This window comes from Nostoc parmelioides FACHB-3921 (assembly GCF_014696625.1).
Lineage (GTDB): Bacteria > Cyanobacteriota > Cyanobacteriia > Cyanobacteriales > Nostocaceae > Trichormus > Trichormus parmelioides.
The window spans coordinates 1-12,473 of record NZ_JACJQL010000025.1 but is presented as its reverse complement, the minus strand read 5'-3'; the positions used below and the strand labels follow the sequence as shown (position 1 = coordinate 12,473).

General features: G+C 43.3%; 13 protein-coding genes. 8 read left to right on the top strand and 5 right to left on the bottom strand.

The features are described from left to right. The first annotated feature begins 88 nt into the window (after positions 1-88). On the top strand, positions 89-322 hold the full coding sequence (locus H6G14_RS17045; RefSeq protein ID WP_010997673.1) for a hypothetical protein: 234 nt from the start codon (positions 89-91) through the stop codon (positions 320-322). A 115-nt stretch (positions 323-437) separates the two neighbouring features. Here H6G14_RS17045 and cimA read toward each other — a convergent pair whose 3' ends face one another. Then, positions 438-2,072, bottom strand: a complete 1,635-nt coding sequence (gene cimA / locus H6G14_RS17040; protein ID WP_190568532.1) for a citramalate synthase — start codon at positions 2,070-2,072, stop codon at positions 438-440. A gap of 75 nt (positions 2,073-2,147) precedes the next feature. Between cimA and H6G14_RS17035 the strand changes: the two genes are divergently transcribed. From H6G14_RS17035 to H6G14_RS17005, 7 genes are all read left to right on the top strand, one after another. Further along, entirely contained in the window at positions 2,148-2,486 is a 339-nt protein-coding gene (locus tag H6G14_RS17035) for a 2Fe-2S iron-sulfur cluster-binding protein (RefSeq protein WP_011319949.1), read from the top strand. 20 nt (positions 2,487-2,506) lie between these two features. After that, positions 2,507-2,977, top strand: a complete 471-nt coding sequence (locus H6G14_RS17030; protein ID WP_190568531.1) for a hypothetical protein — start codon at positions 2,507-2,509, stop codon at positions 2,975-2,977. Positions 2,978-3,130: 153 nt separating this feature from the next. Continuing rightward, entirely contained in the window at positions 3,131-5,089 is a 1,959-nt protein-coding gene (gene thiO, locus H6G14_RS17025; RefSeq protein ID WP_190568530.1) for a glycine oxidase ThiO, read from the top strand. Positions 5,090-5,354: 265 nt separating this feature from the next. Further along, positions 5,355-5,534 carry a photosystem II assembly protein Psb34 gene (psb34, locus tag H6G14_RS17020; RefSeq protein ID WP_190568529.1) on the top strand — a complete coding sequence of 60 codons (180 nt, stop codon included), beginning with the start codon at positions 5,355-5,357 and terminating at the stop codon, positions 5,532-5,534. A gap of 390 nt (positions 5,535-5,924) precedes the next feature. After that, entirely contained in the window at positions 5,925-8,138 is a 2,214-nt protein-coding gene (locus tag H6G14_RS17015) for a tetratricopeptide repeat protein (protein WP_190568528.1), read from the top strand. Between the two features lie 271 nt (positions 8,139-8,409). Beyond that, positions 8,410-9,021 carry a GNAT family N-acetyltransferase gene (locus H6G14_RS17010; RefSeq protein ID WP_242053465.1) on the top strand — a complete coding sequence of 204 codons (612 nt, stop codon included), beginning with the start codon at positions 8,410-8,412 and terminating at the stop codon, positions 9,019-9,021. A 226-nt stretch (positions 9,022-9,247) separates the two neighbouring features. Continuing rightward, on the top strand, positions 9,248-10,162 hold the full coding sequence (locus H6G14_RS17005) for an all3515 family Zur-repressed PEP-CTERM protein (protein ID WP_190568527.1): 915 nt from the start codon (positions 9,248-9,250) through the stop codon (positions 10,160-10,162). Between the two features lie 180 nt (positions 10,163-10,342). Here H6G14_RS17005 and H6G14_RS17000 read toward each other — a convergent pair whose 3' ends face one another. The 4 genes from H6G14_RS17000 to H6G14_RS16985 form a co-directional block, all read right to left on the bottom strand. Further along, the gene (locus H6G14_RS17000; protein WP_190568526.1) at positions 10,343-11,245 is read right to left on the bottom strand and encodes an alpha/beta fold hydrolase; all 903 of its coding nucleotides are present in this window, start codon (positions 11,243-11,245) and stop codon (positions 10,343-10,345) included. 19 nt (positions 11,246-11,264) lie between these two features. Continuing rightward, a complete protein-coding gene (locus tag H6G14_RS16995; RefSeq protein WP_190568525.1) occupies positions 11,265-11,699 on the bottom strand; it encodes a SufE family protein in 435 nt (144 codons plus the stop codon). A gap of 119 nt (positions 11,700-11,818) precedes the next feature. Next, positions 11,819-12,184, bottom strand: a complete 366-nt coding sequence (gene folB / locus H6G14_RS16990) for a dihydroneopterin aldolase (RefSeq protein ID WP_190568524.1) — start codon at positions 12,182-12,184, stop codon at positions 11,819-11,821. 54 nt (positions 12,185-12,238) lie between these two features. Beyond that, positions 12,239-12,473, bottom strand: a 235-nt coding sequence (locus H6G14_RS16985; protein WP_190568523.1) for a zinc ribbon domain-containing protein, incomplete at its 5' end; no start/stop codon positions are given.

Here is a 12,473-nt window from a genome sequence, read left to right as displayed (position 1 = left end):
CCTATCGGTTTCTATAAAGATTCGGTAAAGAATTTTTAATAATTTGTCAATTTTTCTTGTTCATTTTGAAATTTTATAAACCCACGCCATGAATTATCCCATTCCAGACAGCCCACAAGAAATTTTTGCTTTAAAACAACAGCGTGTAGATGAAGAATTAGTGGCCTCAGCGATCGCCGGAGTGATAAAAATAGTGCGATCGCAAGGTCAATCATTAGAAGACTTAACAGCTCAATTGCTAGCAGATGACCAATTACTAGACCAACAACAACGCCGTTGGTTAAGCAAACTCGTTACTCAGGCATGGGAGAGTTTTACTTGAAGAGGCAGGGGGCAGGGGGCAGGGGAAGCAGGGGAGCAGGGAGCAGGGGAAGAAAATTGTCCAGAAGCGATTAATCACATCTCTGACAATTGTACAGACGCGATTCATCGCGTCTCTAACCAGACGCTTTGACTGCCGCCTCTGCTTGGGCGTGTAATAACAGACCATATTCCAAACCTTCGACAACCGCTTGATAGGAAGCTGCCAAGATGTTGGGTGAAACGCCAACAGTTGTCCAACGTTGATAACCATTGCCTGATTCGACTAAGGCACGGGTTTTGGCAGAAGTGCCTGTGTGACCGTCCAGAATCCGCACTTTGTAATCTGTTAACTCAAAGGTGGCAAGTTGGGGATAGAAGTTGACTAAAGCTTTGCGTAACGCCGCATCTAAGGCTGCTACTGGGCCGTTACCTTCGGCAGCTTCTAAAATGTTCTTACCATTCACCGCGACTTTCACCGTTGCTAAAGCATTGGTCATTTCTTTGCCTTCCACTAAATCACAGTGGACTTGAAAGCCTTTTACTTCAAAAAACTGCTGTCTTCCACCCAAAGCTTCATACATCAATAAAGCAAAACTCGCCTCGGCTGCTTCAAATTGATATCCTTCACTTTCTAATTCCTTGAGGCGCTGAAGAATTTGCTTGGCTTCTGGTGTCTGTTTATCTAGTTCAATGCCAAAAGTCCGGGCTTTAGCTAACACATTACTAATTCCCGCTTGTTCAGAAATCACAATCCGGCGACGGTTCCCCACTTGTTCCGGCTGAATGTGTTCGTATGTCAGGGGATTACGTTCCACAGCAGAGACATGAATACCACCTTTATGAGCAAAAGCCGAACGTCCCACAAAAGGAGCGTGTTCATCAGGGGCAAGGTTGACAACTTCACTCACAAATCGACTGGCTTCTGTTAGTTGCCCTAGCTGGTGTTCTGTGATACAGCTATACCCTAATTTCAGTTGTAAATTAGGAATTAATGAACATAAATTAGCATTCCCACAACGTTCGCCATAACCGTTGATAGTACCTTGTACCATCGTTGCCCCTGCCATCACTGCTGCTAAGGCATTGGCAACAGCCATATCTGAATCATTATGAGTATGAATACCGATTTGGGGTATTGGTAATTGGGTCGAATCTTCCCTGGTCACCTTGACAACATCTTGCACAATCTGACTAACTTCGTGAGGTAAAGTACCGCCATTCGTATCACAGAGGACTAACCATTCAGCGCCGGCTAACATTGCCGCCTTGAGGGTCTGTAAAGCATAGTCTCGGTTGTGCTTATAGCCATCAAACCAGTGTTCAGCATCGTAGATCACGCGTCGCCCTTGAGAGCGAAAAAACTCGATAGTATCGCGGATCATAGCTAAGTTTTCTTCTAAAGTAGTTTTTAGACCTGTTGTGACGTGTAAATCCCAGGATTTGCCAAAAATCGTCACCCAGCTAGAACCCGCAGCCAGGATATCTTGCAGCATTGGTTCATCTGCGGCATGAGTATGAGGGCGGCGAGTTGAACAAAATGCAACAATTTGTGAAAGTTTAAGCGGATCTTCTTGGAGTTGCCAGAAAAATTGAACATCCTTAGGATTGGCCCCAGGCCATCCACCTTCAATGAAGGGAATCCCTAGTTGATCGAGTCTGTGGGCAATGCGTAGCTTGTCTTCTGTAGAAATTGATAGCCCTTCGCGCTGAGTGCCATCCCGTAGTGTGGTGTCATAAAGCCAAATGTGGGGAGAGGGATTTTTGGTCATAAGACTAAGACTTTGGAGACAACTTTAAAGGCAATGTGCCAAGATACAACAAAACGCCAGTTTGCTGATTAAAATATGCCTAAGGTATTAGCTCAGGGTAAAACAATTGAGTGCAATAACGGAGAAAATTTACGCAAAGTTCTGCTAAAAAGTGGTATTGACCTCTACAATAGCGGTGCTAAGGTAATAAACTGTCGGGGTATTGGTAGTTGTGGTACCTGTGCTGTCCAAGTAGAAGGTGAAGTGTCTGTGGCGAATTGGCGAGATCAAGCACGGCGATCGCTTCCTCCTCATTCTCCTACAAAAGACCTGCGTTTAGCTTGTCAGACTCAGGTATTAGGTGATGTAAAGGTAACAAAATTTGACGGATTTTGGGGTCAAGGTTCTCAGGTAGTGTGGCAACCAGAAGGTTAGGTTAACAAGGAGAAATCAAGATGGGTAGATGGACACCGCTAATTCTTATGGCCGGAGGCTTGGCAATTCTCATGGGAACATTGCTAGGCATTAACTTCCCAATGGATGGCCAGCAAAAAACAGCTAGTAATAATACTTCAACTAGTAATAATGCTCCAGGGGGCAAAGCATCGAAAGTACTCCCAGCTAACATTAATGTTAATAGCTCCTCAGCCAATCGCAATCGCACCAATGCAACTACAAATGAAAACAGACCTAGCGTAGCGCAAGATAATTTCAACACTAATACTGACCCAGAAGAAAGAGGCACCAGCAATCAGGAAGAGCGTAGATCGACTGGTAACAGAACCAGTGTGGCTCAAAATAACAATTCCACCGATTCATCATCTCCTGACAATACATCGGATACTAGTACTACAGAAGTTCAATCAAGAGACACCGTATCTGGTGACACAAATGAAGCAAAAGAACCAATTCGTGCTTTGTGGTAATGAAGTGCTGAGTGCTAAGTGACTAGTACGGAGTATTTAGTCAACAAAATTAATCCCTCGTTCCTCACCACTTGTACTAGTCGTTGGTTACAAGTTATGAGTTATTAGTTATGTACTAATGGTAAATAGCTAATATATAAATACTAATGACTAATGACTAGGGACATTGTAATTATTGGTGGCGGCGTTATTGGTTTGGCGATCGCCGTTGAACTTAAGTTGCGCGGGGCAGAAGTCACCGTGCTTTGTCGTGATTTCCAGGCTGCTGCTGCTCACGCCGCCGCCGGGATGTTAGCCCCGGATGCTGAACAAATAACAGGTAAGGCGATGAAGTCGCTATGCTGGCGATCGCGTTCTTTATATCCGGAATGGACAAGTAAATTAGAAGATTTAACGGGTTTAAACACTGGTTACTGGCCTTGCGGCATCCTAGCGCCAGTTTATGCAGGGCAGGAGCGCAAGGGCGTAAGGGTGCAGAAGGGTGAAGCAGAATCACCTGCATATTGGTTAGAAAAAGCAGCTATTCATCAATACCAGCCAGGCTTAGGTGAGGATGTGGTTGGTGGTTGGTGGTATCCAGAGGATGCCCAAGTGAATAATCAAGCACTAGCGCGTGTGCTGTGGACGGCGGCGGAAAGCCTTGGTGTGGAACTCAAAGACGGAATTACAGTAGAAGGATTATTACAACAGCAGGGACAGGTAGTAGGTGTCCAAACCAACACTGGCATCATTCGGGCTGAACACTATGTTTTAGCCACAGGTGCTTGGGCAAATGAATTATTACCTTTACCCGTAACCCCTCGTAAAGGACAAATGTTGCGTGTGCGTGTACCGGAATCTGTACCGGAATTGCCTTTAAAGCGGGTTTTATTTGGCGAAAATATTTACATTGTACCGAGACGAGATCGCTCTATTATTATTGGGGCAACGAGTGAAGATGTCGGCTTTACCCCCCACAACACCCCCATCGGCATTCAAACTTTACTGCAAGGCGCAATTCGTCTCTATCCTCAGTTACAAAACTATCCCATTCAAGAATTTTGGTGGGGCTTCCGTCCAGCCACTCCAGATGAATTACCCATATTAGGCACTAGTCACTGTCCCAATTTAACCTTAGCTACTGGTCACTATCGCAACGGTATCTTACTAGCACCAATAACCGCCGCACTCATAGCCGATTTAATCGTAGAACAAAAATCTGACCCCTTACTGTCTCATTTCCACTACTCACGCTTTCAAACACAGGCATCTACCACCCCCATGTTTACCCACTCCGCCAACTTTTCCAACGGACACACCAAAAACTCCCCACTCCCCACCCTAGACTCATCCCTCATCATCGCAGGCAAATCTTTTCATTCCCGTTTGATGACTGGGACAGGCAAATACCGCAGCATAGAAGAAATGCAGCAAAGCGTTGTTGCTAGCGGTTGCGAAATTGTCACGGTGGCGGTGCGGCGAGTCCAAACCAAAGCCCCAGGACATGAAGGTTTAGCCGAAGCCCTAGACTGGTCAAAAATTTGGATGTTGCCGAATACAGCTGGCTGTCAAACCGCAGAAGAAGCCATTCGGGTGGCGCGTTTGGGGAGAGAAATGGCTAAGTTATTGGGTCAGGAAGATAATAATTTCGTCAAATTAGAAGTTATACCAGACCCCAAATATTTACTTCCTGACCCCATTGGGACATTACAAGCCGCCGAACAGTTAGTGAAAGAAGGTTTCGCAGTCTTACCCTATATCAACGCTGACCCCATGCTAGCCAAGAGGTTAGAAGATGTCGGTTGTGCTACAGTCATGCCTTTAGCGTCACCCATCGGCTCAGGACAGGGTTTAAAAACTACTGCCAACATTCAAATTATCATCGAAAACGCCAAGATCCCAGTCGTGGTAGATGCTGGCATTGGTGCGCCCTCAGAAGCCTCCCAGGCGATGGAATTAGGGGCAGATGCCCTATTAATTAATAGTGCGATCGCCCTTGCTCAAAATCCAGCCGCAATGGCTCAAGCCATGAACCTCGCAACAGTTGCCGGTCGTCTAGCCTACCTCGCGGGTAGAATGCCCATTAAAACCTATGCCAGTGCTAGTTCACCAGTCACGGGTACGATTAGTTAGTCAGTAGTCAGTAGTCAATAGTCCATAGTCAATAGTCAATAGTCCATAGTCCATATTGATCGCTTTGGACTGTTGACCAATGAGTAACGACAACCGACAACCAACAACTGACAACTGACAACTGACAACCGACAACTGACAACTGACCACTGACAACCGACAACTGACAACTGACGAAATGTAACGATTTATCTCTGATTGTGTGAGTAAAAGATATAGGTCTTTATAAGATTAAATAAAATAATCAGAGCTAAGGAAATAATTCATGCCCTATACAAACGAAGAAGGCGGACTTCTAAATAACTTTGCCAGGGAGCCAAAGGTTTATCAAGCAGAACCTCCCACAGCAGGGCAAAAGCGTAATTACGTTATTTTAGGAGTCGCCGCCATAATTTTGGTTGGCGGTTTGATTTTCGTCGCCTTCTCTGTTTCCAGCGTCAGTTGAGCATAAAACATTTAACAAATAAAAAATTTATTTATCATGACTTCAGGTTCTAATTTTTTGAGAACCTGTTTTTATTTTTTATGGTCAAAATATCCCTATGTAATTATACGTAAACTTTAATAAGTATAACAATCCTGAATTTATCCTGAGCAGTGTATCAACCTCATGATTATAGTTAGGACTTACGCAGTCAGACTATTGATTGTAAGTAGAAACCAAAAAAGATAAGGGAGAAGAAGCAGGGGGTAGAGAGTTCATACTCTTTTCTATTTCCTCAGTGACTACTTGCCCAGACTAATCTAATCTTGAATCTTGAATTTTGAATTTTGAATTTTGAATTTTGAATTGATTCGTCCCCAATCCCCAATAGTACTTGGCTCTTAAGCCACCATGAGCGTGAATGATACTGGACACTCCGATAATTCTGCTTGGAATAGGCAAGTCTATCACCGTCTAAAACTTGCCCTTAGTCTTGGTTTGCGACGACAACTTTTCTTGGCAGTATGTGACGATTTACACCTAAGAAATCAAGTAGCTGCGCGGTTACATTCTACTTTGGCCTATCCTGTCGGCCAGGTACTATATCAGCCATCAGATGGACAGGAAGCGAGTACATCGGCTTATCCGAGACTAGTCACTTTGCGGTTGAATTTAAATGAACCTAATCCTATTGCTCAAATTAATCAGTGGTTGGCTAATTATCCGCCGCCTATTGTAGGTGCATCAAAAGATAACCCTGGGAAACCTTTACCTATACCCACATTTCAGCTTGTGGGTGTGGAACAACTCACCAAACAAACGGTAGCTAGTCAGCGTTTATTTTTACACTATCTGCGCTTGAGTGAACAGTTTTTTGCTGCTCAAGAATCCAGCCGATTTCTGGAATCTAGTGTATTGTTATGGGTGTCGCGTCCCTGGTTATCAGCTATTCAGCAATCAGCGCCGCAGTTTTGGCGTTGGCGGACTGGTGTATTTGTATTTGCCGGCGAACCTACTCCAACAACTCAAAATTCAGGTCATCCAGAACGTTTTTCCAATTCTAGAAGCGTGAAATTAGGTAATCTTGAACAGTCTGTACTAGACGAATTAAGTATGGAAGGTGAGGTGAGAAGCCCATCCACCACAGAAATTAGCTTTGGGGATGAAGTAGACTTACCTTCAGAACTACCGGGGAATCATCCACAACCAAAAGAAGAAACGCCTCGGTTAATTTCGGAGTTACCCCCAACTCAGCAAAAGCCGCAGGAACTTACAGTTAGGTCTAATGCTGCTAATAGTTCATCGCTTTTGTCTTTGTCTCATGTCAGCCAGGAGTTAACGGAGTTAGTGCTGGCAACAATTAATACAAAAATATCATCAGAAGCAGAGGATGATTGGCAACCACAGGAATTGCTGTTGGAGATTGAGGAATTACACTCACAATCAGTTAGTGGAGAGATACTGGCGGCTGCTTATCATCAGTTAGGAAATTTGTATCGTCTGCGAATCGAGCAGGGACAGTCAACTTTAGAGGACTTGATGGTAGCAATTATTGCTTATCAAGAATCTATCAGCTATGACGAAAATTCCCCACAACTGCCCGATATTTTAAATGACTTGGGTACTCTCTATTGGATGCTTTATCGCACACCACCCAATGTAGAGGAGGGGCAAACTTATATTGAGCAGGGGATCGAATTTTATGAGTTAGCGTTAAAAATAATTTCCCCAGAAACACACCCTGATACTTATGCACGAGTGCATAATAATTTAGGGACAGCCTATGGAGATTTGGCGCGGTTTGCCAATCCGGCGGAGAATTGGCAACAAGCGGTTGTATCTTACAGCGAAGCTTTACGCCACCGGACTGTGGAATTAGATCCTTTAAAGTATGCGGCTTGTCAGAATAATTTAGGTACTGCTTATTGGCATTTAGCTCAGTATAATCAGCCGGTGGTGCATTTGAAAAAAGCGATCGCCTCCTACAAACAATCACTAGCTCACTACAACCCCCAAGAAGAACCCCTCAAATATGGGATGATTCAAAATAATGTCGGTACTGCCTACTGGAATTTGGCGCAGTACGAACAACCAGGGGAAAATCTCCAGTTAGCCATTGATGTCTACAGAGAAGCTTTAAAATATCGCACGGCGGCGATGGTTCCTCATGCTTGTGCCGCAACGCACAATAATTTAGGTACGGCTTATTGGCATTTGGCTAATTTACCGCAAAATACTAAAGATGTTAGGCAGAAGCTATTGACTTTATGTATTAATGCTTATGAAGAGGCGATCGCTCTCGCCCATTCTTTGAGTAGTGTATCTTTAAGCTTTGATTTATTTGCTACCCACAATAACTTGGGACTCGCCCATTATCAGTTAGTCACTGATAATTATTTTAGTGGAGATAAAAGCAGGCGATCGCATCACCTGGAAGCAGCTTTAGATAATCATTTACAAGCTTTAAATGGTTTAAGTAAGCAACCAGAAGCCTATCAAGCAACTTTTGCTTATGTAATCAAGACAATTCGGGCTTTTCACAATGAATTAGGTTTTCAAGGGCAAAATTTGGCTTTGTCTAAAGTTCCTGGTCATTTGTTACCAGAGATTTTACCCAAGTTGTAGTTTTGTGGAAAATTGCCCATAATTTCTGTATTTATAAAACAAAACTCAGAAGTCAGGAGCCAGAATTCAGCATGAATTCTGTGCGAGACTTTTTCATCACATTGTTAAATACAGCAGAAATATTATCTTCAGCTAATCTTAGTAAATATGTAATTGCTTTTGTTACAAAGATTATAAGCTGTTACGCATTTAAATTGTATATTTCGCACTCAGGTTGTCAAAAGTCCAAAGTCCAGAGTCCAAGCTAGCCTTTAACTCTGGACTCTTGACTATGGACAGCCCTGACGCAAGAATATTTGATTTAGGTGCGTATCACCTTAACGCAAAATTTATGTCTCCGGTTACCATCAGACTCGAAACATCACGTTTACAACTGCGTGAATTTAAAGGTAGCGATAAATTAGCATTTGCTAGGTATCGTTCTGACCCAGCAATAGCAAAATATCAGAATTGGGATATACCTTATTCAGAAGCTGCCGCGGCCGATTTTATAGAGTCTTTGCAACAGTTAACGCCTGGTATTTTAGGAGAGTGGTATCAGCTGGCGATTGAACTTAAAGCTACAGGTGAAATGATTGGTGATTGCGCTTTCTGCATCTTAGCTGATGATAGCAAGCAAGCCGAAATTGGTTTCACCATAGCACAGACGCACCAAGGTAAAGGCTATGCCACCGAAGCCGTAACTTGTTTACTGGAATATTTATTTAAAAATCAAAATCTGCACCGAGTCCGTGCCAACTGCGACCCAGAAAACATAGCATCTATCAAATTATTAAAACGGGTTGGTATGCGCCTGGAAGGTCATTTTATTAAGAGTTTATGGTTCAAAAATAATTGGGTAGACGAGTTATGGTTTGCGATTCTCGATGATGAATGGAACTAAATGATACCAGTATTTACACTCCCTTTCGTGGTGGAAACTCTTAACAGAAGGGAAGATGAGCATCACAAGCAAGGTTTAAAGCCGAGTGGAATTGTAGGCAGCTTAGTTTCCCTGTTCCCTTTCATACTGGATGGATATTTGCTTCTTAATAAATTCTTCATTGACAGCCCCTTGCTGATTATGATAATCATTATCGGAAGTAAGTATACTGTCAGAAATAAGTGATATGGCTTCATACAGCATTCAACTGGGGCAAGCATCTACTTCAGTCTTAGCGAGCTTGTTGGTGGCAGCACCACTAGCTCTATCCAGCAATATTGCACCAGCGCAAGCTCATGGTAATCACACCCATGCTGATGAAACTGAGTTTTATATTGGGTTAGATGGTTTAAGAGTTCTGGCTAGTGGTACGTATGCGGGATTAGACAACCCTAATTACAATCGCTTAACATTTTTATACGCACATAGAGAAGAAGATTTTACTACTAATCACTTTCACGGTATTGGAGCTTACAGCTATTCAGGGCCTTTAGGTAGTCCAAGTGTTAACCCGACAAATATAAATAATAGAATCCCTGAAACCTATACAGGACAACTACCTCTGCAATTATTGCCAGGTAAAGGAGCGTTTGCTGGTCGCTTGGTGAGTACTGCGACAGGGGCAGAATATAGCAATATCAAAATTGAAACTGTAGAAACTTTAGCCTCAGCTACAGATGCAGACGACCAGTATTTATTTAATAGTTCTGGCGGTCGTTGGCAATCATCTTTAGGAGGTGCAACGATTGGTCTACAGCTGCTTTCAATTAGTAGTGGATTAAATGTTGCTGACGAAACAGGTGTAAACCTTTTCAATTCCGTCGGTGATATTTATACAATCGGTACTGGTGGTAATTTCACCTTCAGACCAAAATTCTGGACTGATGCAGCCGCAGCACTAGGGAAATACTCAGCAACATTTAAACTTGTGGATGTCAGTACAAATAGTAGTACTCCCTTGCTGGAGTCTGGTACATTTAGTTTCGATTTCAGTGTTGAACAAGTACCTGAACCTTCAACAACTATTAGCTTAGGTGTATTGGGACTATTGGCGCTTTCTTGGTCTCGATTGAAGAAGCGGACAGCAAAAAGCTTGAATTAGGGGACTGGGGACTGGGGACTAGGGACTAGGGAGTGGGTTAAAAGTCTTGTTGTGTCTAGGTTGTATCATCTATTCATGTCTTAACACTACTGGCGACAGCTATATTTGATCAATCGAATGTCATTATTTCTTGTCCACCCCTAAACCCCTACACCCCTACACCCCTACATCCCTACACCCTTAAAATAAAAAATCCTCAATGGCGGCGAAAATAGCTGCTGGGTATTCCTCATGTAATCCCAAGGAACCGGGAACTATTACGCTTTGCACGCCGGGGATTGTGGCTAAAGCGTCCATTTCTTCTCGTGATTTGGGTGGACTTGATGCACCAATGACTACCATCAGGGGTACAGATAATGACTGCACTAGTCCGAGGAAATCAGATTGATTGTGTACAGCGTCAATATTGCCTGTGACAAAAGCCGCAGAAGCAAATCTGGCTCCTGGTTTTTGAGTTGTTTGCCACTTCTTCTCAATAAAAGCGGGTGTGAGTCTATCCGCGTCTGTGAAAACATGACGGCGGTACATGAAATTTAAGAATGAGGGTGTGGTGTTGAGTTTGTAGAGAATCTGTCCAACAATAGGCGATCGCACTAATCCCCTCACTATACCAGCTACCTGCTGACTTGCCCCCATCGTTGGCAAGGGGCCGCGCCATGTAGGTGCGACTAAAACAATCTTTGAGAAAGCATCCGGCTGTTTTTGCGCTAGTCGCAACACATAACTAGCCCCATGACCAGCCGCTAACACGGTAATTGGGGTAGAAAAAACAGCCTGAACAAAATCTTCTAAAAATCGCTGATAAATTTCTGGTCGGTAATCTAAACTGGGGCGAGAAGATTCACCAAATCCTGGCCAGTCCACTGCAACTACTTGGAAATGGGGAGCTAGTAACCTAGCCATTTCACCCATTTCCAAACGGGTAGATACACTGCTAAAAGCTGGTAATAGTAAAAGTGGTGAACCTTGACCAAGGGTTTCATACACCACCCGTAATGGTTGACCTTCCCACTGCCAGAGAAATTCATCAACTACTCCACCAAACCCAGTAGGCTCAGAGGTGGATAATAAATTGGTAGACATAATTTTTCCATCATCAGCCCTATGGTTCTAACTTACATTCCAGCGCCTTTTTTTGCATGGTTTTAAATATGTTGTAAAATCCGTTGGCACGGGAGGGTGTCAAGCTGACATTTAAACCAGTGGCTTGGATAAAATCTGGAGTTAGTTGGACAATTTCTGTGGGAGTTAGTCCGTTTAACCCTTCAATGAGAAACGCAAGTAATCCTTTCGTTAATTGAGAATCAGAGTCTCCCTCATACGCAACATGACCATCATTTAAGTGTGCAGTCACGTAAACTTGTGAGACACAACCAGGAACTTTATTCTCAGGGATTTTATCGGTTTCTGGGAACTCCGGCAGCTTTTGAGCGTACCAAATCAATTGTTCATAACGGCGCTTAGGGTCGCTAGCACGTTGAAAGCGCTGGACAAGTTTAGCAAGTGCAGGTGGTAAAGAATCTAAACTAGAGGACATAAAAGTGTCTGCAAATAATCGGTTTCACCTTGAGTTTAGATTATCTGATTAGTCATTAGTCAACAGTCAACAGTCAACAGTCAACACTTCTTCTAAGCCTTTTATCAATCCCCTTCCTTTTATTCAACCCTACTTTTTGTCAATTCAATGCTGATTTTGCCGCCAAAATCGGGAATGGGTGCGGCGGGTTTAGTAAGTTTAACTTGGACTTGCGTGACTTGATGACATTGCTCAATGATAGAATCAGCGATCGCACCAGCTAATCTTTCTATCAAAGCAAACTTAGAAGTTTTCACCAAGTCTTTGACTAAGCTAATGACGCTGCGATAATCAAGAGTATCGGCTATCTCATCACTCTTAGCAGCTGCGGATAAATCTAACCATAACTTGACATCCACCTCAAACCACTGTCCTAACACCTGTTCTTCTGGTAAATAGCCGGTGTATCCATAGCAGCGAATCTCAGTTAAGTGAATGCAATCCATCTAAATCTCCACAACTTCCCCAAAAAGATTGTTTGACACTCTCACCGCTAATTGCTAAAGCAATGTAGCGGGAGATTCTTGTTTCTCAGAAACACGCTTTTTGGCACAAGTGCCAACGAGTCTTACTGTTTCTCCACAAGCTTGAAATTCTGTGTGTCCCACAGTATTTGTTGACAGTATTATTATCCCTTCTGCTCTCAAGTTCCGTGAAGCATTTTCATCTCTGTCATGGGTTGTTTGGCAACTTGGACAAATCCACTCACGGATACTTAAGTTCAGCAAATCATTC